The following is a 23,479-nucleotide window of genomic DNA, read 5'->3' as shown; positions in this document are numbered from 1 at the left end:
TGAATCAAAAGATTCGCCCTTTTTTCATTCAGTAAGCCAGTCCCACCCGTTTTCTGACAAACTGCGGGCTGATCAACTCGCGGTACAGAAAATGCGCCGTGTCTCCGACTGTGATTTCGGCGCCGTCTTCAGGAAGGCGATCCTGTTCGAACCGGTAAACTCCGGCAGCGTCTCCGTCAGGAAGGTAGGTAGGGCAGATGATCGTCCAGTCAAGATCCTCTGCCAGCAGCATCTCGTATACGCGGGCGTGTTCCTTTGCGGCTCTTGTTGATTTTCGTTTTGATTCTGCCGATTCAAAACGGTATTGATCAGGCATAAGCCGTGATTGAAGGATACCCGCGGTGCCGATCGTAATCAGACGCTGAACATGATGCCGTTTCATGCCGTCTATTATATGGGTCATAGCGGCTGAAAGGGTATCGTCACCGTCCGTGCCGAGACAGCTCACGACTGTGTCCGCTTTGGAAATCAATCGGCTTACATCTTCCCGCCGCCTCGCATTCCCTGTTATGATCTGTTTTTCAGGAATGGGAAGGACTGTTCCGGCTGATCTGACAAGAGCGAATATTTCCATGTGTCCATGTTTCTGCGCTTCTTTTATAAAAGCCTGTCCGACTCTTCCCGTTGCTCCGAGTAAAGCGATGTTCATGTAAAAAACCTCCTCGCCGCTCATTATATCATTCAAAGCAGCGGGGAAAAGAATGCCTGTGAATAAACGGGAAATGGTGGGCAACATATTCATTGACCAAAGAAACACTTACGAACTGAAACAGCTCCCAATTGACTGAGGCAATGAATGACATGTTTTCCCTCCTTTTTTCCTAGGGTATGTGGAATAGGAAAAAAGGGTGACGGCATAAAAGAAGACGCGGTATCCCGCGCCTTCTGTAAGCCATTTATTGAGTTATTGTACGCCTTGGCCGCCCATGTTCTGCTGTGCGAAAGATACTAAACGTTTCGTGATTTCTCCTCCGACAGAACCGTTTGCACGAGAAGTTGTTTCTCCGCCAAGGTTTACGCCGAACTCAGAAGCAATTTCGTATTTCATTTGGTCGATTGCTTGAGCAGCGCCGGGTACTAATAGTTGGTTTGAAGAGTTGTTGTTTGCCATTTGTATGATCTCCTTTATTAAGTAGTATGGTTGGGTTTGCTGGAATTGCACCAGCCGATGATTTTCGGAATGAAAACCATTGCCAGCTCGGCTTCACCCAATGCTGTTTGCCGCTTTGTACTACGTATTATGGTGAATCAAAGGGCATCTCATTCGGAAAACCGGGTGGTAAATAGCGGAAGGGAAAAGAAAAGCCCAGCCTGATGCGGCTGAGCTTTTAGCTTTCAGTCATATATGTGATAAAGCATTAATTCGTGCAGCTCTTTTACGAGAGCCGGCTCTTCTTTTCCCGGATGTGTGTGTCCCCATTCAATGTCACCGGACTTATGATAAATCCCTTCGTAATGCGTACCCTGCCAGTAAAATGAAATCCGCCATCCGGGCAGTTTCTCTTTTTTGAATAACGGTTTCCAGCTGAAGTGCGAAATCATGACGTTCACGCTCCTTGTAGGAAATGTTGATCTTGTTCATTGTAGCTCATCATTCTGTGCCTGTCCCGGGTAAAACCAAAAAAAGACAGCCTCACCGCCAAAGTTTTTCCGGGGCGGTGATGGACCGTTCTGATAAATAGGACGCGTATTCAAAATTTCTCCGTTTTGTCAGGTAATCGACCGATCTCAGCTTCGGATGGGAAAAAATGCTGCGCCCGGGGCGGGAATTGGCTTCAAACATCCAAACTTTCCCTGAATGATCGACGCCGAGGTCAAAACCGATTTCGCCGATAAAACCTTCAATGTGCTCATTTAACACGCGGCTGACCGCCAAGGCGGCTTTTGAAAGTTTCCGCATCATGCCGACTCTCTCTCGCGGATCGCCGTATAATTCAGCTAACGTCCTGACTTCTCCGCCGGTTGCCAGATGCGTCGTGATGCTGTTTTCACCGGAAATTTTTGCTGCAATGGCCGTCACTGTCCATTTCCCCTCGGCGTTTTTATTCGTGTGCACCCTGAAATCGACGGGGCGTCCATCCAGCCGGATCAGGTCAATGCCTTGCTGAATTAAAAATGCGGACGGGTCATTGTTTTCTTTAAATGATTTCATGAAGGATGCCGCATCTGAATACTCTGCCGTCACCACCGTTTTTTCCTCATTCGTGTGTTTGACAGATAAGCCGGCATCTGTTTTTTCCACCCTGTAAATCCCCGTTCCGAGTGCGCCGTCTGCAGGTTTGATATAGACGGTGTCAAATGTGTTGCATAACGTCTCTAACGCCTCTGCATTCGGGTGCAGGACAGATTTTGGCAGGAGTGAAGCGGTGAGGCTGTTTTTTTCCAGAAGCTTATGAATGTCCCATTTATTAAAGAATTGCGGATTAAACCACGGAATCTGATAGTCATTCATCAGCCTCTGTTTTGTCTGCTGTAAAAGCGGAACTCCTTCCGTTTTTCGGCTCGGGAGCCTGTCATATACGACATTCGGAAGCGGGACGGACGTCCGTTTCCAGCTGTTTTCTTTATAAATCAGCGCTTGGACGGTGCCTTCTTCCCAGTTGATCTGATGAGCTCCGAAAACGAAACAATATCCGTTCGCCTGTTCATGAAGTGAGAGCATCTTGGAAAAGAAGGCTGTACGGTCTCTTAACGGGCGGGACGGCGATGATGTGAAACCGGCTGTGAAAACGCCGATCAGCGGTCCGATGTGCACCGTCTGGCCGTGTATGAGAAAGTCAGCCCGGCTTTTATACGGTATCAACAGCTCCTCAAACAAATCTTCAGAAAGGAGCGCGCTTTTTTCAAGTGATTGAGAAAAGGCTACACGGCATTTGACAACCTTGGTCCCGAAGGCAGCGGATAAAAGCCCTTCCCGTTTCATGGAGGAGGGGAGAAACAGCGTATTTTTGCTTTTTTTATCGATGCCGACAATCATCCCTTTATGATTCACGCGGTAATACTCCTTTCCTGCTGTCCTGTGACTGAAGTTCGCGGAAGCGTCTCAGCGGACCCGTATACAAATCCTCTTTTGCCTCCGGAGCCACGCTTAAAATAGCTTTCCGTCCCGGCTTTGAATTGACATCCAAAAGCCAGATGCGTCCGTCTTTGGCATAACAAATATCGAGCCCCAGCTCAAACAGCGGTCCGAACCGTTCATCAAGGAAATAAGGAACGGATTGGGTGATCGAAAAGACATCATCCAATAAAACGGCCTGCTGCTTTCTCGGAATTTCCTCAAACCATGTGTCAAACTTAATCGGTTCTGATCCTCCGGGCAAATGAGATAAAAGACCGTTCTGATAACCCCTTCTGACCGCTTTTCCGACCGTTTCCCAAACGCCTGACTCCGTTTTGCGCATGAAAATGCGGATGTCGCACGGATGCCGTTCTTTATCCTGGATATTTAAGTAGGATTGAAGCAAATAGCGGTGCTGCAGCACTTTTTTGCACCAAGACTTAAAAGACACGTGATTGGAAAATGATTTTGTTTGTTTGTTTTTTCCGATATAGTAAGTGGCGGTAATTGATTTTTTGCCTGTTTCAAGCAGGATGATGCCTCTGCCTCCCGCGCCGAAAGCGGGCTTAAGTATACATGCTTTTTCCTTGGCTAAGTATAATTGCACCTGTTCATAGCGGCTGACTTCGGCCGTTTCAGGAATATAGGGACTGATCAGATGATGCTTTTGGAGCGCATCCGTGACCGTCCATTTATCAGGAAGCCCCCGCCCGATAAATTCCGTTTTCGGATATTTTTTCAGCCATTCGACGATCGGTTTGGCTTTTTGCGCTTCAGCGGATTTTCCGTAAAAACAGCGGTCGTAAATATATTCGGGAATATCGATTTCCGTTTCGTTCCACTTTCCGCTTTGCGGGTGATAGACGAGCGCTTTCACGCGCAAAGAATCCGGAAATATATCAAACGGTGTAAAGCGGGCTAAGCGCACATTATATTGAGGCGCTCTTTCAGCCAATTCCCCGGCGTAATCTTCTTCGTGCCGGCGGGATACAGACATAAAACCGAGTGTTGTCATATTACTACTCCCCCTTTATTCAAAAAGCCGCTGATGGAACGGCCCTTCCATCCAATAAATATGCTAAGCGCATCATAAAAGATGATCTACTGTAAAGAGTACGAAACAGCATCTTGCCTTATTCCTCACAAACAACAATTCAGGTTCTTCATTTGCCCGCATGCCCGCCAGCCTCTATAATACGAATAGATATATCATCAAGAAAATAGAACATTAGATGGAGGCAGAAGAAAAGGAATGGGCATAGCAGGAACGTTTCTATTTATGATCGTGATCGGAGCCGCGATCGGCGCGGTGACGAATCATCTTGCCATTCAGATGTTATTTCGTCCGTACCGGCCGTATTACCTGTTCGGAAAACGGGTTCCGTTTACGCCGGGGCTGATCCCGAAAAGACGGGATGAATTGGCAAAACAAATGGGGCTCATGGTGACGAACCACCTTTTAACCCCGGAAGGAATAAAAAAGCGGCTTTTATCAGATAACGTTAAAAACCAGGCGCTTCTTTTCGCCGAACAATTCACGCAAAAAATGGCCGCTTCCGAAATGACGGTGCACGAAGCTTTAGCAGCCGCGGGCATTCGGAATCCGCAGGAAAAGACGGATGCCTGGATTGACCGTTTTACCGATGAAAAGCTTTCGGACCTGTACCGGAAATATGAGCACCGCGCCATCAAAGACTGGCTTCCTGATGAGCTGCAGGAAAAGCTGGATGAAAAAATCCCGCTGGCCGCAGATTATATCCTGAAGCGTAGCATTGATTATTTTGAGAGCGAAGAAGGGAAAGACAGACTCGGAAATATGATTGACGACTTTTTGAATTCCCGGGGGATGCTCGGCGGCATGGTGCAGATGTTCCTCGGCAATTCAAGCTTGGCAGACCGTGTGCTGCCTGAGCTGTTAAAGTTTTTGCGCAATGAGGAAACGAAAAAGCTTCTGGCTGATCTGCTTTCTCAAGAATGGGGCAAGCTCAAATCTTATACACTTTATGAGGCCGATGAAAAGTGGAATGCGAAAGATCTGCTGTTCAGCATGAAAAAGCGGGCTTTGGCCGCACTTCAAACCGCGCCCTTTTTCGAATGCCGGCTCGGTGACATTATCTCCCGTTATGAAGGGGAGATTACGGGGACGTACGCGCCGAAGCTGCTTGATGCGGCACTCGGCAGTATTGCCGCTCATTTGGAGGATGTGCTGAAACGGCTGCGTCTTGAGGAAGTGGTCAAAGAGCAGGTTGATCAGTTTCCCGTTGAACGGCTGGAAGAAATGGTGCTGTCGATTTCCAAGAGAGAATTTAAGATGATAACGTATTTAGGCGGTCTGCTCGGCGGGATAATCGGAGCAATTCAGGCTTTGTTTGTCATTCTTTTCTAAGGAAAACATACGCCGATGATGAAAGTCGCTCCGCAGTCTGTTATAGTGGAGTGGTATGTCCGAAAGGAAGAAAGGAGCGGTTACTATGGCAGTTCATTTTTATGATGCAGCATATGATCTTGAAAAAGCTTTGCGAAACAGTGATGAATACAGCCGTCTGAGAGGGCTTTATGATCAAGTAAACGCAGATGAATCCGCAAAACGCATGTTTGATAACTTCCGCAATGTACAGATGCAGCTGCAGCAGAAACAGATGTCAGGTGAAGAAATCACTCAGGAAGAGGTAGAGCAGGCACAAAAAACGGTTGCTCTCGTACAGCAGCATGAATTGATTTCTCAGCTGATGGAAGCGGAACAGCGCATGAGCATGCTGATCGGCGAGTTAAACAAAATCATTATGAAACCTCTTGAAGAGCTTTACGGCAGCCCGCAATAAGCTCCACACCCCTCCATCTATGAAATGGAGGGGTTTTTTTATTCAACAGAAAAATCAAGCGAACCTTTTACCGTTCCGTTAATGATGACAGACAGAGTGTGAATTCCCCGATAATGCTTGCGGGTGGTTAAATCTTTAAGGGAATGACGTTTGCTGAAGGCTTTTACGTTTCCGTTATCCATGGCGGACTCCGACATCTTAAACACCTTGCGGCTGCGGTGCCCCCTTTTCTTTACAAAATCAATCGCGTATTCAACCCTGACTTTTTGCCGGGCGGCTGAGCGGATCTGAAAAGAAAAATGTATGCTTGTTCCGATGGCGGCCGTTTCCGAATTCAGTGTAAAACGTTCCAATGAAATCCGGGAGGCGTCTTCAAACCCGAAAATCGCAAGCGCCTGTTTGTCTCCTCTTTTTAACAGTGTCCTGCAGGCGTGCTTCAAAATCCAATCCGTGTGCGGACAGCTTCCGAACCGCTCGGCTGCGGTCTGTGCCAGAAGATCCGGATGGGTTTTGGAGATGTCATTCAGGTTATTCGCCACGCTTTTTCTGACATATAACGAGTCATCCTGCATCAAGCGGTCCAGAACAGGGAGAATCGGAGAAGGATCTTCAAGAAGAGCCGGAATGGAGATTCCCCACGGCAGGCGCGGTCTTGAGCCCTCGCTGGCAAGCCTTCTGACATGTTCGTCCGGATGCTCCGTCCAGGAAAGGAACTCTTTGAACATCCGCTCCCGGTCAAGCCTGATATACGGGCGGACCGCAAATTCGGAAGTGGAAAAACGAGTGAAAAACTGAAGCGCCTTCATTGATTCTTCCCAGTGATCCGTTCCGTACTGTTGGACATAATCGGGAAAAATAATCCCGGCGAGCCCTGTGAAATGGGGAGCTGTCTCATATAAGACGTCAAGCGCCCGTATGTAATCCTTCGGCAGTGTTTCATATAAAGAGTCTGTGATCCGGCGCATCCGCTGTTTTAACGTCAGTCCGGGCCAATCTTCCTGAAATATCAGCGCCCGGCACTTGTCCCGCTCAAAAGCCGGATACGCCGATTTGACTCTGTGCAGAAGTGCTTCTGCAAATTCTTCGTTATAAATATCTTTTAATAGAGACATGACAGTCACCGCTTTTTTTCTTTTATTATATGCGAATATACGTTCCTTTTCAATTTTATCATACATTCAGCACAGATAGTTCCCCTGATTTTTTTAGTTAAAAAAACCCTTGTTTTTTAACAATATTATTGAGATAATAACTCTGAAAGCGCCTACACTTACAGATGATCTAAGGATACGGTCGCCTATACTGCCTGGTATGTTAAGGGGTAGCAACAGAGAGTAAGTGAAACGAGCGCATCAACGGTCAAATAAGGGGTTCCTGATATATTTCGTTAATAGAAATGCACATTGGGGAGAAGGCAGCAAATCGATCGTATCCCAACAAAACGACAGTTCAAAGTCTGCTTGAGGCAGGCTTTTTTGCTGCGGAGAAAAGGTTGTTCTAAACAAAGAGACAGGGTCATATCCTAATGACAAGTACAGTCATCAAGGAGGGGGACTTCTCTGTGTCAAAACAAATGCTGGCGTTAAATATAGACGGAGCGCTTCTTCGCTCCAACGGCAAACTTCATCAGACGACAAAGGATGCCATCGAATACGTCAAGAAAAAAGGGATTTACGTCACACTGGTCACAAACCGCCATTTTCGCTCCGCTCAAAAAGTGGCGAAAATATTAAAGCTGAATGCAAAATTGATTACCCACAGCGGCGCATACATTTCTGAAAAAATAGATGAGCCGTTTTTTGAAAAGAAAATATCAGAAGATCACACGTTTAATATCGTTCAGGTGCTCGAAAGCTATCAATGCAATATCCGGCTTCTTCACGAAAAATATTCGATCGGTAACAAGAAGAAAGTGAACTCCAATCTGGTCGGGAAAACGATGATTCATCCGTCTGACCCGATCTTTTATCCGGTGCAGTTTGTCGAATCATTAAGTGACCTGCTCCTTGATGAGCCGGTTTCAGCGCCCGTCATTGAAGTGCATGCTGAAGATGGCCTGCAGGCTGATATAACGGATACGATAATGAAAGCATTCCCGGCCGTCGATGTGATCCGCGTCAACGGAGAAAAACTGAACATCGTGCCTAAAGGGGTTTCAAAAGAAAGCGGACTTTCGATGGTCGCCGCTGATCTCGGGCTTTCAATGGAAGAGGTTGTGGCTATCGGCCATCAGGAAGATGATCTGCCGATGATCGAGCTGGCCGGTCTCGGCGTCGCGATGGGGAATGCTTCAAATGAATTAAAAAGAAAAGCGGACTGGGTGACAAGGTCAAATGATGAACAGGGAGTGGCTTATATGATTAAGGAATATTTCCGCATGCAGCACCGCAAAGGCTTTCTCGATAAGTTCCATATGAAACGGCCGTAATCAAGAGCCGCAGACGCGAAACGCCGGTCTGCGGCTTTTTCGCGGATTGATTTTAGCCTGTTCTTTCTGTACACTAAAGAAAGTTTTGAATCTGAAAAATAAGGTGATCACATTGCAAATAAAAATAGACGGCATAACGGATGACAGGCTGCATCGTCCGCTGCAAAACATCGCGAATTTATTTTTTGAAGAGTGTGTTCTTACGTACGGCGAAACGGAGGAACCCTCTGATCTCGTCATCTCACTTGCCATTTCTCAAGATGCAGACAGCGTGTCGGTATCCGGAGAAATCAAAGGAACCGGCGAAAAGGAACATCACACGAAACCGCTTCTTGCCGGATGGAGCGAAAAAGAAGTATTTAAACAGGTGAAAAACACGCTGTCATATGTCTACTTAAATCTTCTTCAATCACATACGGGCATGACACAAAAATGGGGAATCTTAACCGGCATCAGGCCTACTAAACTTCTTCATAAAAAGCTGCAGAGCGGCCTGACAAAAGAAGAGGCGCATGCCGATCTGAAAAAAGACTATCTGATCCATGATGAAAAAATCAATCTGATGCAGGAGATTGTCGACCGCCAGCTCGCTGCGGTTCCCGATCTGTACCGGGTCAAAGATGAAGTCAGCATTTATATCGGCATCCCGTTCTGCCCGACGAAGTGCGCCTACTGCACGTTTCCGGCTTATGCCATTCAAGGACAGGCGGGAAGAGTCGGCTCCTTTTTATGGGGGCTTCACTATGAAATGCAGAAAATCGGAGAATGGCTGAAGCGGCATGATATCAAAGTGACGACCATTTATTTCGGCGGCGGCACGCCGACAAGCATTACCGCTGAAGAAATGGATCTTTTATATGAAGAAATGGTCCGCTCTTTCCCGGATGTCGCGAATATCAGGGAGATTACCGTTGAAGCGGGCCGTCCCGACACGATTACGGAGGAAAAGCTTGCCGTTTTAAATAAGTATAAGATTGACAGAATCAGCATCAACCCGCAATCTTATGAAAACGAAACGCTTAAGGCTATCGGCAGACACCATACCGTTGAAGAAACCATCGAAAAATACCATCTTTCCCGCAAACACGGCATGAATAATATCAACATGGACCTGATCATCGGCCTGCCGGGAGAAGGGACGGCTGAGTTCAGGCACAGTCTTGAAGAAACGGAAAAGCTGATGCCTGAATCTTTGACCGTTCATACGCTTTCTTTTAAACGGGCGTCAGAAATGACGAGAAACAAGCATAAGTATAAAGTTGCCGACAGACAGGAAGTGTCCCGCATGATGGATGACGCCGTCCGCTGGACAAAAGAGCACGGCTATACGCCGTACTACTTGTATCGGCAGAAAAATATTCTCGGAAACCTTGAAAATGTCGGCTACTCCTTCCCGGGTCAGGAAAGCATCTACAACATTATGATTATGGAAGAAGTGCAGACGATTATCGGTATCGGCTGCGGGGCGGCAAGCAAATTCATTCATCCGGAAACCGGAAAAATCACGCACTTCGCCAATCCGAAAGACCCGAAATCATATAATGACCGATTCGAGCATTATACAGAAGAGAAAATCAAATACTTAGATGAGATGTTCGTCAAATCTGCATTATAATATCAAAAACGGCACGGAATCAGCGTGCCGTTTTTTTATGTTTAACCGTCTGTAAAAACGGGAAAAGATCATCAGACTGTTATTCGCAAGAGGTGCATAATATGTATGATGTCATAGGAGCGGGAATCGGGCCGTTTAATTTAGGGCTTGCCGCATTGTTAGAGGATATACCCGGAACAGACGCTCTTTTTTTCGATAAAAAGAAAGAATTTGCGTGGCATCCTGGTCTATTAATTAAAGGAACGGATTTACAGGTGGCGTTTCTGGCGGACCTGGTCACGCTCGCCGATCCGAAAAGCCGCTACACGTTTTTAAACTTTCTCCATGAACATGACCGGCTGTACCGGTTTTATACGTTTAATGAATTTGATATTCCGAGACGGGAATTTAACGACTATTTAAGCTGGGCGGCTTCAGAAATCAAATCATGCCGTTTCGGCTCAGAGGTAATCGGCGTGAAAAATGCCGGCGGACATTATGAAGTCAGCGTCAAGAACATTGAGGACGGAAGCATCAGTGTCTATCAGACGAAGCATTTCGTCATGGGGACGGGGTCTGAACCGCTTATTCCCGCAGAGATTGATGACGGAGCGCGTCAGGACACGATGGTCAGCACGGAATATTTGTTCCGGAAAGACGAGCTCGCCGGCGCCGAATCAATTACAGTGGTCGGCTCCGGACAGAGCGCCGCGGAGATCTTTTCTGACTTATTGCATGATGAACAATACCGGCGCAGCCGGCTGCAATGGGTGACACGCTCCGCCGGATTTCGAGAATTGGAAACCGCCAAGCTCGGGCAGGAAATGTTTACACCTGATTATGTGGAATATTTTAACCGCCTGCCTTTTAAAGAACGGCTGAACACACTCCCTGAGCTGGACGGACTGCGCCACGGCATTGATTCTGACACACTTGCCGCCATTTACGACGCCCTGTATCACAGATCGATCAGCGGAGGTTCGCCTGACGTGTATATTCAGCCGATGGCGGAGCTTGAAAAAATTGAAAAGCAAAACGGGCGCTGTGTACTGAGCTTTCATCAATGGCAGATGGATGAAACTTTTACGGCCGATTCAGAAAAAGTGATATTGGCGACCGGCTTTAAACCTCATATTCCGGAATGGTTTACGGCAATCGCCCCCGATATCGAATGGGAGGATGAGAAACGGTTTAAAGTGACGGCCGATTCCCGTCTTGTCTTTAAGGACGACAGACGGCATCATTTTTTCACATTAACGAATCTTGATCATGCTCACGGAACGGGCGCTACGAATTTGAAGCTGTCTGTTTACAGAAACCAAAAAATCATCAATACCATTCTGGGAAAAGAGCATTTCTCCATTAATAAAAAAACGGCTTTTCAGCAATTTCTTCCCGCTCAAAAAAACTGACCTCTTATGAAGAGGTCAGTTTTTTTTTATGATTTCTGCGGCTTCTTTTCAGGCGTCTTCCATTTGAATACGCTGTTCAGCAGGAGATATATCCGCTTCGATTCTTTCGTGAGCAAAGGGCCGAAGATGGCCAGTATCAAAACATATAAGGCGGCGAAAGGTTTAAGTGAAGCGGACAGGCCGCCGGCGATGCCGAGATTTGCGACGATAATGGAGAATTCGCCGCGGGACACAATGGTCAGCCCGATATTGGACGATGCTTTATGAGAAAGCCCCGCCCGGCGCCCGGCGATCATGCCGGCGATAAAGTTTCCGGCAATCGTCAGCAGAACGGCGCCGAGGGCGAGCCATACCGCATCTCCGAGTGAAAACGGATCAATGCTGAGGCCGAAACTGAAGAAAAACATGGCGCCGAAAAAGTCACGGAACGGCACGACAAGATGCTCAATCCTGTCAGAATGGGCCGTCTCCGAAAACACGAGCCCGAGCAAGAGCGCGCCGATCGCTTCAGCGACATGAATCGTTTCGGAAAAGCCGGCAATGAAAAAGAGCGCGGCGAAAATGACGATGACAAATACCTCGTTTGAACGGATATCAAGCAGCTTGTTCAGCAGAGGCGGCAATTTCCGGGCGGCAATGAAAAACAGCAGCATATATCCGAAAGCGATCACGATTGACATCAGCGCGCCCCCGACAGACGTCGCGTCTCCCAGAACAAGCCCGGAAACGACGGATAAGTAAACCGCCAGAAAGATATCCTCAAACATAATGATGCCGAGAATCAGCTCCGTTTCCGGATTGGCCGTGCGCTTTAAGTCGACAAGCACCTTTGCGACAATGGCGCTGGATGATATCGTGATGACGCCCGCCAATACAAGCACTTCCAAAAAGGAAAAGCCCGTGATAAATCCGTAGATCAGCCCTAAACTGAAATTAATCAGAATATAAATCGTTCCGCCGGCGGCGATTGAACGTCCGGATTTGACTAATTTTCCGACTGAGAATTCAAGCCCGAGGTAAAAGAGGAGGAACAGGACGCCCATCCGTCCGAAAAATTCAATCACTTCCCGGCTTTCGATAAACGTCAGATCAATGATGCCCGCCTGGGGCGCGTGCGGCCCGACAAGCATTCCTAAAATGATCAGGAAGGGGATGATCGAGAATTTAATTTTATTGGCGATGACACTCGCAATGGCCACAAGAACTAACGCCGTACCGACTTCAAATACGAGATGGTCCATAAACAGATCACACTCCGTCTCTGGAGAGGAAGTCTTGGATCAGTTTTTTCAGATGCTTTCTTTCACCTGAGAGGACGAGTGTATCGTTTGCTTCAAGGAGCGAATCAGCCCCCGGGTTTAAAAACTTTTTCTGGTCATGCTTTATGATGGCGATAACCGTCACGTCATAGTTTTGGCGCACATCCAGTTCGCCGAGCGTCCGCCCTGCCGCTTTTGCCCCTTTTTCAACTTTAAACCATTCGATAATCAGATCGCTGAACGCCATTTCAATCGATTCAAGCGCCTGCGGTTTGTACACCATCCCGCCGATAATCGCGGCAATCTGTCTTGCTTCCGCATCATCAAGTGAAATGCTTGCCAGAAGCTCATCAGGGTCGCGGTCATCAAATCTGTAAATTTCCCGCCTGCCGTCATCATGAATGATGATCGTCATTTTTTCATGATTTCTCGTTTCGATTTCGAATTTTTTCCCGATGCCGGGCAGATCGTTTTCTTTAATATTCATAAAAAATCCCTCCGGAATATACTGTTTTTACACCGTAAATACAGATTGGCAATGAGAAATGGTCTGATGCCGGAGGTAATTTGACTGGTATTGTATCGGAATGGCGCATGTCCTTTCCATTGTGGAATCAATGAATTGATCAAGAGGTTTGACAGATAACAGGGAGATCATCCGGGATAACGCACCGTATCCTTTTGACAGGCCTTGCGGAGCGGTTTTGGTTTGAACCGGCGTCTTTGCCGATTCCGTTTCCTGCGGGTAGACCGAAATTTGTACATGGCTGTCTGTTTCTGTCACCAATTGGGAAGGAAGAGCGACATCCGAAGGGGGGAACAGCACCATAAAAAAGCTCAGTAACAAGCTGAGTATCACATATTTCATTATCGGTGTTTTTCCCCCCTTTTTGTTTTGTATATCAATTTCACTATATAAAAATGTATGTTCAGTTTCAAATGATATGCATTTTTCGGTATCTGTTGACCTTGAAAAATAAAGGAGTTTCGCTTCGGGGGAAGGAATATATCATTTGAACAAAATATGTAAGCGGATTCAAGGAGGGAGTAAACATGCAGTATATTCGTTATGAAGAAAAGGGAAAGATCGCAGAGATTGTGCTGAACCGTCCTGACAGTTACAACGCGCTGAATGAACAAATGCTCCGGGAATTGGAAAATGCATGCGTTATGGCAGCCGACAGCGAAGCGCTTATCGTCCTCTTGCGGGGGGAAGGCCGGGGATTTTCCGCGGGCGGTGATATCCAGATGATGACGTCGGATCATGATTCGGGAGAATATGAACGGCTCATGAAAATGATTGAATCCATTACGCTGACGCTCTATGATATGAAAAAAATTGTGATAGCCGCCATCCACGGAGCCGCGGCGGGGCTCGGGCTGAGTTTCGCGCTGTGCGCCGATGTGGTGCTCGCCGAAGAAAACGCCCGACTCGCGATGAATTTCATCGGCATCGGATTGGTTCCCGACGGAGGAGGCCATTATTTATTAATGAGACGCGTCGGTGAGATCGAAGCGAAAAAACTGATTTGGAGCGGTGAAAAATTGTCGGCTGAAAAAGCGGTGCGGCTCAAGCTTGCCGACGGGCTGTTCAGCGGCGGCCCTGCAGAGGGGGCACAACCGTATATCGACCGATTGCTGCACGCGCCGCTGTCAGCGATGATTGAAACGAAGGCTATTTATCAGAGCCTCCATATCAGCCGGTTAAAAGACGTTTTATCTCTTGAACGAAAGGCCCAGGAAAATATGAGAAAAACGGATGATCATAAAGAGGGCATCCGCGCCTTTTTAGAAAAACGGACGCCGCAATTTAACCGGTAAAATACAGAAGCCGGAAAGCTTCTGTTATCTGTGGAATAAAATCAGCTTTCCGGCTTCATTTACCAAGCGGTGAGTACTGTTCTCAAGCTTTTTTTCCTTTAACAAAGCCTCTCCGGCGGCCTTCGCCTCCGCCTCATTATCTGCTTCGATCCGTTCATCCAGCAGCGTTTCTCCCGACGCATGGAATGCGGTCAATACATATTGTCCCATCATGTCACCCCCTTTATAGAATGATATTCGGATAAAGAATTTAAAATCCTCCATTAATTTTTACCCATTATTAGTATATAATGGGTCAAGGAAGGAGTTGGATTCGTGCTTACAATTGAAAATGTAACGAAAACATTCGGCAGCTTTACCGCTGTTGACAATTTGAACCTGCAAATACCTGAAAGGGAAATGTTCGGGCTGCTCGGCGCAAACGGCGCGGGAAAAACGACGACCTTTCGGATGATTTTAGGTCTTTTAAGCCTGACTGACGGGCATATCACCTGGAAAGGGAAGCCGGTCAATTATTCCATCAGTGAAAAAATCGGCTATCTCCCGGAAGAACGGGGGCTGTATCCGAAAGTGAAGGTGAGTGACCAGCTTGTCTATCTGGCGAGATTAAAAGGAATGAGCAAAAAAGAGGCGGAAAAAGAGCTCATGACATGGCTCGAACGCTTCGGCATTACAGATTACAAGAATAAGAAAGTCGAAGAGCTGTCAAAAGGAAACCAGCAGAAAATCCAGTTCATTTCGGCCGTCCTGCATAAGCCTGAACTGCTGATTCTCGATGAACCTTTCAGCGGTCTTGATCCGGTGAATGTCGAGCTGCTGAAAGAAGCGGTTATTTCTTTGAAAAACAGCGGCGTTTCCATCGTTTTTTCAAGCCACCGAATGGAGCATGTGGAAGAACTTTGCGAGAATTTGTGCATTCTCCAGAAGGGAAAACCCGTCGTTCAAGGCAATCTGAAAGACATTAAGCGGTCTTTCGGCAAAAAAAATGTCACCGTTCATTCAGATGATGACCTCAGCTTTTTAAAAACGCATGAAGGTGTCGTGAAATGGAAGGAAACAAATGACGGAATCAGACTGCAGGTCGCGAATGAACCGGTTTCGCAGGATATTTTCCGGGCGCTGCAAGGGAAAGGTTTTATACGGAAGTTCGAATTGGAAGAGCCGTCACTGCATGATATTTTTATAGAAAAGGTGGGGGCCGTATATGAATAAATTTTGGATTATGCTGTTTCATACATATAAAAACAAAATCGCGACAAAGTCATTCATTATTTCGACCGCCATTACCGTTTTATTAGTATTAGCGGTGACCAACCTGCAATCGATTATTTCCGTGTTTCAATCGGATGACGGCAAGCAGCAAATCGCGGTGATTGATGAAACGGGCGGGCTGTACCCGGCGTTTGCAAAACAGCTTAAAGCGGCGGATACAGACAATGATCTGCAGGCAATGGAGACGAAGGAGTCCGAAAAAGATGCCGTAAAGCGTGTCAAAGACGGTGAATGGGACGGACTGTTTATCATCAGACAGGATCAAAAAGGAACGATAACGGGAGCATACAAGGCGCTGACCATTTCTGATGAATCAGCGTATAAACTGCTCAAGCAGGCTTTAACCCAGACGAAAACCGCTGTCGAAACCGCCAAGCTCGGCATTTCGGCAGAAAAAGTCAGCAGCCTCTACACTCCGCCGGAAGTCAGTAAAGACGCGCTGGAAAAAGGGGCGAAATCTGAGGAAGAGCTCGGTCAGGTAATGGGGCTTGTATACATCATGCTGTTTGTCATCTACTTCTCAGTTATCATGTACGCAAGCATGATTGCGATGGAAGTGGCGACGGAAAAATCGTCCCGCGTCATGGAAATTTTAATTTCAAGCATGCCGCCGATTCAGCAGATGTTTGCCAAACTGTTCGGTATCGCGCTCGTGGGGATCACACAGTTTGCGGTGCTGATTGCAGCGGGTTATCTCTCACTGAAGCTGAACCCTCAAAATGATGCGTCGTCGCCGATCAGTGCATTTCTCAATTTTACGGATGTTCCCGTCTCGACGATAGTCTATGCCGTCATTTTCTATTTGCTCGGCTATTTTCTTTACGCGACGCTTGCCGCGTTTCTCGGCAGTGTTGTCAGCCGGATAGAGGACGTACAGCAGACGATTCAGCCGATGGTTTTTTTGGTCGTGGCAGGTTTTATGATCGCCATGTTCGGCATCGGCAATCCTGACGCCGGTTTTATTACCGTTACATCTTACATTCCGTTTTTCACGCCGATGATTATGTTTTTACGCGTCGGGATGCTCGATATCCCGTTTTGGCAGGCTGCGGCCGGGATCGCCCTGACACTGGTCACTATCGTGATCTTTGCGGCGGTCGGCGCGAAAATTTACAAAGGCGGCGTTTTGATTTACGGAAACGCCAGCGGATTCAAAGCGATCAAACAAGCGCTGCGCATCTCCAAAAAATAAATGAAACAGCCCGGAACAGCCGGGCTGTTTTTTTATTTTACAGAACGTGCATTCGTATAAAAACGGTGCTAAAATAAGGGTAATTCAATCTGCAGAAAGGGGAGGGCGAGATGGCTGATCTGACGTTTATTCATGCCGCTGACCTGCATCTGGACAGCCCGTTTTACGGCATTTCGAATCTGCCTGAACCGGTATATGCGCGTATTAAAGAAAGCACATTTCACAGCGTCCGCCGTCTGACGGACGGGGCACTCCGGGAGCAGGCAGATTTCGTGCTGCTTTCGGGGGATCTGTTTGACGAAGCCAACAGAAGTTTAAAAGCCCAGCTGTTTTTGAGAAAACAGTTTACGAGATTACAGGAAGCGGGTATCCAAGTGTTCGTCATATTCGGCAACCATGATCATTTGGGCGGTAAGTGGACGCCGATTGAATGGCCGGAAAATGTACATATATTCACCTCGGGTACACCGGAGGAAAAATCTTTCTTTAAAAACGGAGAGCTTGCGGCAAGCATATACGGATGCAGCTATCAGGAAAGAAGCGTAACGGTCAATCAGGCGGCCCGTTACCGGAAAATGACCGGCGCGCCTTATCATATCGGCATGCTCCACGGCATGTTATCAGGAGCGGAAGGGCATGACCCGTACTGCCCGTTTACGAAAGAAGACCTTGAAAAAAGCGGCATGGATTACTGGGCGCTCGGACACATTCATAAACGGCAGGTTCTGTCCGCCCAGCATCCCGCCGCTATTTACCCCGGGAATATTCAAGCCCGGCATTTAAAAGAAACCGGGCCTAAGGGATATTATCTCGTCCGGGCGGCAAACGGTGAGATGTCTTGGGAATTCAAAGAAGCGCATGATGTGTTATGGGAGGAAATTGATCTTGATATCTCAGGAGCTGAACATATGACTTCACTTCTGAAAGCCGCATCGGATACATTCTCCGGCTTGCGCGCGGCGGGCCGCCCGGCATGTGTCAGGCTGGTGCTTCGCGGCGCGGCGCCCCGCTTTTGGACGGAGGCGCCCGCAGGCATCGCAGAGGAGTTTCTTTCCGCTTTACAGGAGGAAGAGGCCGAAGAGGAATGTTTCGTCTGGCCGCTTGCGCTTGAGGATCGGACGGATGAAACAGACAGCGTGCCGCCCGATCCGTTTTTTAAAGGGCTGCTTCAGGACATAGAACAATGCGCGGACATGAGCGGTGTATTTGAAGCCCTTGAGCGTCATCCCGTATATCGGCGTCAGATCACTTCATTTACAGATGAAGAGATACTGGATATTAAGCGGCAGGCTCAAGCCGTTTTAAGACGCCAGATGAAGGAGCTTCAGCGATGAAAATAACGGCAATGCATATTTACCAATACGGAAAATTTTCCGACCGAAGTTTTCAGCTGTCAGATTCTCCCGTGCAAGTGATCTACGGATTAAATGAAGCGGGCAAAACAACATTGATGTCCTTCATCAAAAGCGTGCTGTTCGGTTTTCCGAAATCAAAAAAATACGAACCGAAAAACGGCGGGGTTTACGGCGGCACTGTGGAATTGAAGCATGGCGATCACGGTGCCGTCAAAATCGAACGGACAAAAGGCGCTGCCGAAAAAGTCAGAGTGTATACGGCTTCAGGCGAAATCAAGGACGGAGAATGGCTCAAACAGCTTCTTTCCGATACAGATCGGGCGCTGTACGAGGCGATCTATTCGTTCGATGTATTCGGACTGCAGGAGATTCAAGCTTTTAACCGGGACAAAATCGGCGAGTTTCTCCTGTATTCGAGCTTATTCGGGTCGGAAGCGGCGGCAAAGCTTGACGGGCGGCTGGCAAAAGAACTTGACAGGATGTATAAGCCGAACGGGCGGAACCCCCGCTTAAATCAGGAGTTGGATACATTAAAGCGGCTCAGCGCCCAGCTGAAACAGGCGGAAGCTGCGGAAGCGGGCTATCACAGCCTTCTGGAAGAGAAAAAAAGCGCCGGCGGCCGTTTGCAGGATGCCGAAGCACGATTGAAAGACATAACTGAAGAAATCAAAACAGTAAAATCGGCGATAGAAGCAAAGCCGCTCGCAGACAAAAAAACAGCCTTGGAAAGCGAACTTTCTTCTTATCCGGATGCATTGAAGCAATTCCCGAAGGACGGGATGCATCAGCTTGAAAAATACGAATCGCATCTCCATCCGAAAGCTGCCCGTCTTGAGGGACTTCGGGCAAAAGCGGCTGAACTCAGGCGGCAGGCTGAGCTGCTCGCTCCAAATGAGGACTTGCTGCAAACAGAGCGGCAGCTGCAGGAGCTTTCCGGCGAGCAGCATATGTACGAATCGCGCGGCGAACAGCTTGCCGCCATCCAATCACAGATCCGGCAGACATCTGCCCGCGTTTCGTCAGGATTGCAGCAGCTCGGAAGACATGAGGAAGACGGCATTCTTTCACTGAACACCGATTATGAATATGAATGGCGGCTGCAGGAAGCCGTGCAGAGCGCCGGACAGGCAAGAGAAAGAAAGACACAGCTTGATGCGATTTTCGAACAAGCGCGGCTGGAGCTGGAAGAAGCCGAACGAAAACATGCCTTGACGGCGGAAAACATTTTGGACCCCGCTGTCAGGAAAGAAAAAGAAGCCGCTTTACAATCATATAAGCAAACGGCTGATACAGAAGGAAACGAATGGCAGGCACATGTACAGCAGCTGGAAAAACAGCGCGCCAAACAAAAAAAGCTCTTTCTCGGTGCGGGCATTCTGTTCATTGCGATTTTCGCTATGTTAAAGGAATGGCTGCCCGCCGCCCTTTTTACCGGCGCTCTGCTGCTGTATATGCTGTCCGGCATGCAAAAACCGCTGCCGTCAGAAAGAGGAGGGGCCGGTCACAAGAAAAAGAAGCCGACGATCTCCAAAGAAGCGGCTGACCTTCTGCAGGAAGAGCTTTGGCGTGACGGCCGGCACCGGCAGCAGCTGATTGCGGATCAAGCCGTGCTTGAACAGAAAGAAGCGGCATATGAAAGAGTCATCCGCCAATATGAAGAATGGGAGGCGGAAATGGCGCCGTCTGAAAAACAGGCGGAACTTTTTATGAAGGAACTGGGTTTTTCAGGAAGTCCTTCCCATCTTCTTGACGCATATCATGTGATGAAAGATGTCAAAAAAGAAATCCTTAATAAGCATGAGCTGACCATTGAAGCGGGCCGGCTGCAAAAGCTGCAAAGAGCATTTGAGGACCGGGTCAAAAAGCTGAGTCCTTCAGACGGAAGGGAGCTGTCCGTAAAAGAAAGACTGCGCGTTTTGCTGGTACAGGCGGAACGGGCCCGTGAGGAAGCAAAACGAAAGCAGGCGCTCGAAACGGATCTGCAGCATGCACAAGAGCAAATGCGTGAATTAAACGAAGAAGTCCATTACTACGAACAGCAGGTCAAACAGCTTTTCATGGCGGCAGGCGCAAAAAACCGCGAACACTTTTGTGAACTCGCCAGGCTGAATGAAAGCCGCCGGGAAACAGAGCGGCAGCTGCGTGAAATCAAAACGCACTTGTCCGGCATAGGCGGAAAACAGCTTGAGCCGTATATGAGCCGCACAGTGTCCGAACTTGAACATACAGTCGTTCAGAAGGAAACAGAGAAAAAAACGCTTGAGGAAAAAAGCGCGCAGCTCCGTGAGAAAACCGCTTTATTAACGGTGAAACAAGAGCAGCTGGAGTCCTCGGGGCTTGTATCCGATTTAAAACAGCAGACAGAAATGCAGAAGGAGCGCGTGAAAAAAACCGCTAAAGAGTGGGCCGCATTACAGACGGTCAGACACATCATCAGGGAAAAAATGGAGCGGCATAAAAAAGTGACGCTTCCCCGTCTGTTAGAAACCGCCGGTGCATTATACGGACCGCTTACGGACGGACGTTACCATAAATTGTATTTCTCCGAGGCGGATGATTCCATTATGGTCATGCGGAAAGACGGAACTGTGTTTTCAGCAGGCGAACTGTCACAGGCGGCATGCGAGCAGCTTTATGCGGCGATCCGTTTTGCCCTTGCGTCAGAGAGGGAATCTGCGGTATCACTTCCGTTTTTACTTGATGACAGTTTTGTCCATTTTGACAGGCAGCGGCTGGAGCGGCTGTTTGATGTGCTGAATCAGCTTTCAGAAGGCGGGCGGCAGATACTTTATTTCACCTGCCATGAGCATGTCAGCCGGTCTTTTCACAGCGGACAAGTCATGCGGCTCCTGTCATAAAAGAGTTTATTTTCAAAAAAGAGGTATGTGCTATACTGGTATTATGTAAGATATGGAGGGAGCTTTTAATAGAATGGCAAAAGGTATTATGCTGCACGAGGTCGGCGAGCAGGTCGATCAATACTTTCTGATTAAATCTTCGACTAAGGGAATCGCAAGCAACGGAAAACCATTCCTGACGTTAATGCTGCAGGACCAATCGGGAGATATCGAAGCGAAGCTGTGGGATGCCAAGCCGACTGATGAAGTAACGTACGCGGCGCAGACGATCGTGAAGGTGATCGGAGATGTCCATCACTATCGCGGACGAAACCAGCTTAAGCTGAGAAACATCCGGCCGGCCGGCGAGAACGAAAATGTCAGTATTGATGATTTTCTGGAAACGGCGCCGATTCCGAAAAATGAAATGATGGAAACCGTCACTCAATACATTTTTGAAATGAAAAATCCAAATATCCAGCGGATCACAAGACATCTGGTCAAAAAATATGCGGCTGAGTTTATGGATTACCCGGCGGCGGCTAAAAACCACCATGAGTTCGTCTCCGGGCTCGCGTATCATGTAGTGTCCATGCTGAACCTGGCAAAAGCGATTGCCGATCTGTATCCGTCTCTTGACCGGGATTTACTGTATGCCGGAGTCATTCTGCATGATCTCGGCAAAGTAAAAGAGCTTTCAGGCCCCGTCTCCACGACGTACACCGTGGAAGGGAATCTGCTCGGGCACATTTCGATCATGGTGACAGAGCTTTCAAAAGCAGCCGAAGAGCTTCAGATTGACGCTGAAGAAGTGCTGATTCTGAAGCATTTGATTTTAAGCCATCACGGAAAAGCGGAATGGGGAAGCCCGAAACCGCCGATGGTGAAAGAAGCGGAAATTCTGCACTACATTGACAATCTGGATGCAAAAATGATCATGATGGACAGAGCGCTGGAACGGGTGAAGCCGGGCGAATACACAGAGCGTGTATTTGCGCTGGAAAACCGTTCTTTCTACAAACCGACGTTCCATCAATAAGATAAAAAGGCCGATTCTCTATGATCGGTCTTTTTTACGTTCAGCTCTCATAACTTGTCTTTATCAAGCATAGCTTAGAATAAAGACTCTGGGTGAAAAAGGGAGGAAACCGACGTGCTATTTTTTCCTTGGTGGGTATACCTTTGCATTATCGGAATTATTTTCAGCGCCTATAAGCTTTTCACAACAGCTAAAGAAGAGGAAAAGCTTGACCAGTCGTTTATTGAAAAAGAAGGAAGGGTGTATATTGAACGGATGGAACAGGAACGCGAGCGCCGTATGGCGGCGCCCGCAAGTGAAAACGCGGATGCAGAAGAAAACTCCAATCATTCCATCGCATAAAAAAACTGTGCGGCTCGCCGAGAGTCCGCACAGTTTTTTTTATTTAGATTCAGAAGAAGTTGAAGTGTTAAACGTGTCTTTTAAGTCTTTGTCTTCCACTTTTACGTCAGCTTTTTTCATGACTTTTTGAATTGCCGCCTGTACAGCTGAGTTGTCGTTTAATTTCTGTTTAAGAACTTCTTCTTTCAATTCTTTTTTCATGTCATCATATTTGCCGCGTTCTTCTGTCTTTTTGATGATATGATAACCGAATTTTGTTTTGACCGGATCGCTGACTTGTCCGACTTTCAGACCGAATGCAGCTTTGCTGAATGTTTCATCCATTGACTTTTTATCGAACCAGCCAAGGTCGCCGCCGTTGTCTTTTGAGTTGTCAGTTGAATATTCTTTCGCAAGCGTTTCAAACTTCTCGCCTTTTTTCAGTTTTTTCTCCACTTCGTCAGCTGTCTTTTTGTCAGCGACAAGAATGTGGCTCGCGCGGATTTTACCTTTTAAGCCGTCGTAATATTCTTTCGTATCAGCGTCAGTCACTTTGATGTTGTCTTTCGCCGCTTTTTGTGCAAGCAGTTCGTACTTCACCTGATCTTTCAGGTAATCTTCGCCGTACTGCTGTTTAAGGGCGCTGTACTGATCGCCGAGCTGCGTTTTGTACTCTTTCAGCTTGTTATCGATTTCTTTATCCGATACTTTGTATTTTTTTGCTAATACTTTTTCTTGTACGAGCTGTGTCAGCACACTTGCGCCCGCGGTTTTTTTCATATTCGTGTAGAGTTCGCCTTTTGTTACATTTCCGGCATCCGTCTTGGCAATCACGTCGTTGTCGCCGCTGCTGCAAGCGCTGAGAGCCAGGACGCTCGTTGCCGTAATAGCTGCTATCGCGATTTTCTTCATTCCTTTAAACACTCCTAATCATCCAAATTAAATTGCATATGCGTATCATAACATATTGTGGCTTTCTGTAAAAAGATTTTAAATAAAGGGCATTCGTCTAGTCAAACTTTTTCCTGATACATACAAATATATTGATCATGAAAAGGAGGTAATGAAC

24 protein-coding genes are annotated in these 23,479 nt (G+C 47.6%); 12 read left to right on the top strand and 12 right to left on the bottom strand.

Annotated elements, in window-relative coordinates:
- Window positions 1-28: 28 nt before the first annotated feature.
- From AC2CGA_RS06060 to AC2CGA_RS06035, 6 genes are all read right to left on the bottom strand, one after another.
- Complete coding sequence (locus tag AC2CGA_RS06060) at window positions 29-649, bottom strand: NAD(P)-dependent oxidoreductase (RefSeq protein WP_003155285.1); 621 nt, start codon at window positions 647-649, stop codon at window positions 29-31.
- 28 nt (window positions 650-677) lie between these two features.
- Window positions 678-803, bottom strand: coding sequence for a hypothetical protein (locus tag AC2CGA_RS06055; protein ID WP_003155283.1), 126 nt, complete (start codon window positions 801-803; stop codon window positions 678-680).
- A gap of 101 nt (window positions 804-904) precedes the next feature.
- Complete coding sequence (locus AC2CGA_RS06050) at window positions 905-1,111, bottom strand: alpha/beta-type small acid-soluble spore protein (protein WP_003155280.1); 207 nt, start codon at window positions 1,109-1,111, stop codon at window positions 905-907.
- A 224-nt stretch (window positions 1,112-1,335) separates the two neighbouring features.
- Window positions 1,336-1,551, bottom strand: coding sequence for a YheE family protein (locus tag AC2CGA_RS06045; protein WP_012117190.1), 216 nt, complete (start codon window positions 1,549-1,551; stop codon window positions 1,336-1,338).
- Window positions 1,552-1,633: 82 nt separating this feature from the next.
- Window positions 1,634-2,992 carry a YheC/YheD family endospore coat-associated protein gene (locus AC2CGA_RS06040; protein WP_003155277.1) on the bottom strand — a complete coding sequence of 453 codons (1,359 nt, stop codon included), beginning with the start codon at window positions 2,990-2,992 and terminating at the stop codon, window positions 1,634-1,636.
- Entirely contained in the window at window positions 2,982-4,073 is a 1,092-nt protein-coding gene (locus AC2CGA_RS06035; protein WP_014304716.1) for a YheC/YheD family endospore coat-associated protein, read from the bottom strand. Before AC2CGA_RS06035 ends, AC2CGA_RS06040 begins: the two co-directional genes overlap by 11 nt.
- 237 nt (window positions 4,074-4,310) lie before the next feature.
- On the opposite strand from AC2CGA_RS06035, the gene AC2CGA_RS06030 reads away from it, so the two are divergent.
- Together AC2CGA_RS06030 and AC2CGA_RS06025 are read left to right on the top strand one after the other, a co-directional pair.
- On the top strand, window positions 4,311-5,444 hold the full coding sequence (locus tag AC2CGA_RS06030; RefSeq protein WP_003155272.1) for a DUF445 domain-containing protein: 1,134 nt from the start codon (window positions 4,311-4,313) through the stop codon (window positions 5,442-5,444).
- Between the two features lie 85 nt (window positions 5,445-5,529).
- Window positions 5,530-5,880 carry a YlbF/YmcA family competence regulator gene (locus AC2CGA_RS06025; RefSeq protein ID WP_003155271.1) on the top strand — a complete coding sequence of 117 codons (351 nt, stop codon included), beginning with the start codon at window positions 5,530-5,532 and terminating at the stop codon, window positions 5,878-5,880.
- A 38-nt stretch (window positions 5,881-5,918) separates the two neighbouring features.
- Here AC2CGA_RS06025 and AC2CGA_RS06020 read toward each other — a convergent pair whose 3' ends face one another.
- The gene (locus AC2CGA_RS06020; protein ID WP_079004779.1) at window positions 5,919-7,058 is read right to left on the bottom strand and encodes a DNA alkylation repair protein; all 1,140 of its coding nucleotides are present in this window, start codon (window positions 7,056-7,058) and stop codon (window positions 5,919-5,921) included.
- A gap of 383 nt (window positions 7,059-7,441) precedes the next feature.
- Between AC2CGA_RS06020 and AC2CGA_RS06015 the strand changes: the two genes are divergently transcribed.
- From AC2CGA_RS06015 to AC2CGA_RS06005, 3 genes are all read left to right on the top strand, one after another.
- A complete protein-coding gene (locus AC2CGA_RS06015; RefSeq protein WP_003155269.1) occupies window positions 7,442-8,308 on the top strand; it encodes a Cof-type HAD-IIB family hydrolase in 867 nt (288 codons plus the stop codon).
- Between the two features lie 112 nt (window positions 8,309-8,420).
- Window positions 8,421-9,923: a coproporphyrinogen III oxidase gene (locus AC2CGA_RS06010; RefSeq protein ID WP_003155268.1), complete on the top strand. Its 1,503-nt coding sequence runs from the start codon at window positions 8,421-8,423 to the stop codon at window positions 9,921-9,923.
- 101 nt (window positions 9,924-10,024) lie between these two features.
- A complete protein-coding gene (locus tag AC2CGA_RS06005) occupies window positions 10,025-11,314 on the top strand; it encodes a lysine N(6)-hydroxylase/L-ornithine N(5)-oxygenase family protein (protein WP_003155267.1) in 1,290 nt (429 codons plus the stop codon).
- A gap of 26 nt (window positions 11,315-11,340) precedes the next feature.
- On the opposite strand, the gene AC2CGA_RS06000 is transcribed toward AC2CGA_RS06005, so the two are convergent.
- From AC2CGA_RS06000 to AC2CGA_RS05990, 3 genes are read right to left on the bottom strand one after another with little or no spacing between them, the layout of a single operon-like run.
- Window positions 11,341-12,555: a cation:proton antiporter gene (locus AC2CGA_RS06000; RefSeq protein ID WP_003155266.1), complete on the bottom strand. Its 1,215-nt coding sequence runs from the start codon at window positions 12,553-12,555 to the stop codon at window positions 11,341-11,343.
- Between the two features lie 7 nt (window positions 12,556-12,562).
- The gene (locus AC2CGA_RS05995) at window positions 12,563-13,060 is read right to left on the bottom strand and encodes a cation:proton antiporter regulatory subunit (RefSeq protein WP_003155265.1); all 498 of its coding nucleotides are present in this window, start codon (window positions 13,058-13,060) and stop codon (window positions 12,563-12,565) included.
- Between the two features lie 27 nt (window positions 13,061-13,087).
- Window positions 13,088-13,441 carry a hypothetical protein gene (locus tag AC2CGA_RS05990; RefSeq protein ID WP_007610381.1) on the bottom strand — a complete coding sequence of 118 codons (354 nt, stop codon included), beginning with the start codon at window positions 13,439-13,441 and terminating at the stop codon, window positions 13,088-13,090.
- Window positions 13,442-13,626: 185 nt separating this feature from the next.
- Here AC2CGA_RS05990 and AC2CGA_RS05985 point away from each other — a divergent pair, with 185 nt between their 5' ends.
- The gene (locus tag AC2CGA_RS05985) at window positions 13,627-14,394 is read left to right on the top strand and encodes an enoyl-CoA hydratase (RefSeq protein WP_003155262.1); all 768 of its coding nucleotides are present in this window, start codon (window positions 13,627-13,629) and stop codon (window positions 14,392-14,394) included.
- A 24-nt stretch (window positions 14,395-14,418) separates the two neighbouring features.
- On the opposite strand, the gene AC2CGA_RS05980 is transcribed toward AC2CGA_RS05985, so the two are convergent.
- Complete coding sequence (locus AC2CGA_RS05980; protein WP_003155259.1) at window positions 14,419-14,604, bottom strand: YhzD family protein; 186 nt, start codon at window positions 14,602-14,604, stop codon at window positions 14,419-14,421.
- Window positions 14,605-14,709: 105 nt separating this feature from the next.
- On the opposite strand from AC2CGA_RS05980, the gene AC2CGA_RS05975 reads away from it, so the two are divergent.
- The 6 genes from AC2CGA_RS05975 (at window position 14,710) to AC2CGA_RS05950 (ending at window position 22,431) form a co-directional block, all read left to right on the top strand.
- Window positions 14,710-15,606, top strand: coding sequence for an ABC transporter ATP-binding protein (locus tag AC2CGA_RS05975; protein WP_003155257.1), 897 nt, complete (start codon window positions 14,710-14,712; stop codon window positions 15,604-15,606).
- The gene (locus AC2CGA_RS05970; protein WP_014304724.1) at window positions 15,599-16,858 is read left to right on the top strand and encodes an ABC transporter permease; all 1,260 of its coding nucleotides are present in this window, start codon (window positions 15,599-15,601) and stop codon (window positions 16,856-16,858) included. The genes AC2CGA_RS05975 and AC2CGA_RS05970 overlap by 8 nt, the downstream gene beginning before the upstream one ends.
- A 110-nt stretch (window positions 16,859-16,968) precedes the next feature.
- Complete coding sequence (locus AC2CGA_RS05965; protein ID WP_014304725.1) at window positions 16,969-18,192, top strand: metallophosphoesterase family protein; 1,224 nt, start codon at window positions 16,969-16,971, stop codon at window positions 18,190-18,192.
- Window positions 18,189-21,071, top strand: a complete 2,883-nt coding sequence (locus tag AC2CGA_RS05960; protein ID WP_139885195.1) for an ATP-binding protein — start codon at window positions 18,189-18,191, stop codon at window positions 21,069-21,071. The genes AC2CGA_RS05965 and AC2CGA_RS05960 overlap by 4 nt, the downstream gene beginning before the upstream one ends.
- Before the next feature lie 73 nt (window positions 21,072-21,144).
- Window positions 21,145-22,089: a 3'-5' exoribonuclease YhaM gene (gene yhaM / locus AC2CGA_RS05955; RefSeq protein ID WP_003155251.1), complete on the top strand. Its 945-nt coding sequence runs from the start codon at window positions 21,145-21,147 to the stop codon at window positions 22,087-22,089.
- Between the two features lie 114 nt (window positions 22,090-22,203).
- On the top strand, window positions 22,204-22,431 hold the full coding sequence (locus tag AC2CGA_RS05950; protein WP_007409227.1) for a sporulation YhaL family protein: 228 nt from the start codon (window positions 22,204-22,206) through the stop codon (window positions 22,429-22,431).
- Window positions 22,432-22,470: 39 nt separating this feature from the next.
- Here the strand turns inward: AC2CGA_RS05950 and AC2CGA_RS05945 are convergent, their stop codons facing one another.
- The gene (locus AC2CGA_RS05945; protein ID WP_003155249.1) at window positions 22,471-23,322 is read right to left on the bottom strand and encodes a peptidylprolyl isomerase; all 852 of its coding nucleotides are present in this window, start codon (window positions 23,320-23,322) and stop codon (window positions 22,471-22,473) included.
- Window positions 23,323-23,479: the final 157 nt, after the last annotated feature.

The sequence above is a fragment of the Bacillus sp. SYZHCR11 genome (assembly GCF_057196865.1).
This window is presented reverse-complemented; position numbering and strand designations above follow the sequence as displayed.

Coding starts and splice junctions, on each gene's coding strand:
- AC2CGA_RS06060 (WP_003155285.1), bottom strand. CDS start 649: ATGAACATCGCTTTACTCGGAGCAACGGGAAGAGTCGGACAGGCTTTT.
- AC2CGA_RS06055 (WP_003155283.1), bottom strand. CDS start 803: ATGTCATTCATTGCCTCAGTCAATTGGGAGCTGTTTCAGTTCGTAAGT.
- AC2CGA_RS06050 (WP_003155280.1), bottom strand. CDS start 1,111: ATGGCAAACAACAACTCTTCAAACCAACTATTAGTACCCGGCGCTGCT.
- AC2CGA_RS06035 (WP_014304716.1), bottom strand. CDS start 4,073: ATGACAACACTCGGTTTTATGTCTGTATCCCGCCGGCACGAAGAAGAT.
- AC2CGA_RS06030 (WP_003155272.1), top strand. CDS start 4,311: ATGGGCATAGCAGGAACGTTTCTATTTATGATCGTGATCGGAGCCGCG.
- AC2CGA_RS06025 (WP_003155271.1), top strand. CDS start 5,530: ATGGCAGTTCATTTTTATGATGCAGCATATGATCTTGAAAAAGCTTTG.
- AC2CGA_RS06020 (WP_079004779.1), bottom strand. CDS start 7,058: ATGTATGATAAAATTGAAAAGGAACGTATATTCGCATATAATAAAAGA.
- AC2CGA_RS06005 (WP_003155267.1), top strand. CDS start 10,025: ATGTATGATGTCATAGGAGCGGGAATCGGGCCGTTTAATTTAGGGCTT.
- AC2CGA_RS06000 (WP_003155266.1), bottom strand. CDS start 12,555: ATGGACCATCTCGTATTTGAAGTCGGTACGGCGTTAGTTCTTGTGGCC.
- AC2CGA_RS05995 (WP_003155265.1), bottom strand. CDS start 13,060: ATGAATATTAAAGAAAACGATCTGCCCGGCATCGGGAAAAAATTCGAA.
- AC2CGA_RS05990 (WP_007610381.1), bottom strand. CDS start 13,441: ATGAAATATGTGATACTCAGCTTGTTACTGAGCTTTTTTATGGTGCTG.
- AC2CGA_RS05985 (WP_003155262.1), top strand. CDS start 13,627: ATGCAGTATATTCGTTATGAAGAAAAGGGAAAGATCGCAGAGATTGTG.
- AC2CGA_RS05980 (WP_003155259.1), bottom strand. CDS start 14,604: ATGGGACAATATGTATTGACCGCATTCCATGCGTCGGGAGAAACGCTG.
- AC2CGA_RS05970 (WP_014304724.1), top strand. CDS start 15,599: ATGAATAAATTTTGGATTATGCTGTTTCATACATATAAAAACAAAATC.
- AC2CGA_RS05965 (WP_014304725.1), top strand. CDS start 16,969: ATGGCTGATCTGACGTTTATTCATGCCGCTGACCTGCATCTGGACAGC.
- AC2CGA_RS05960 (WP_139885195.1), top strand. CDS start 18,189: ATGAAAATAACGGCAATGCATATTTACCAATACGGAAAATTTTCCGAC.
- yhaM (WP_003155251.1), top strand. CDS start 21,145: ATGGCAAAAGGTATTATGCTGCACGAGGTCGGCGAGCAGGTCGATCAA.
- AC2CGA_RS05945 (WP_003155249.1), bottom strand. CDS start 23,322: ATGAAGAAAATCGCGATAGCAGCTATTACGGCAACGAGCGTCCTGGCT.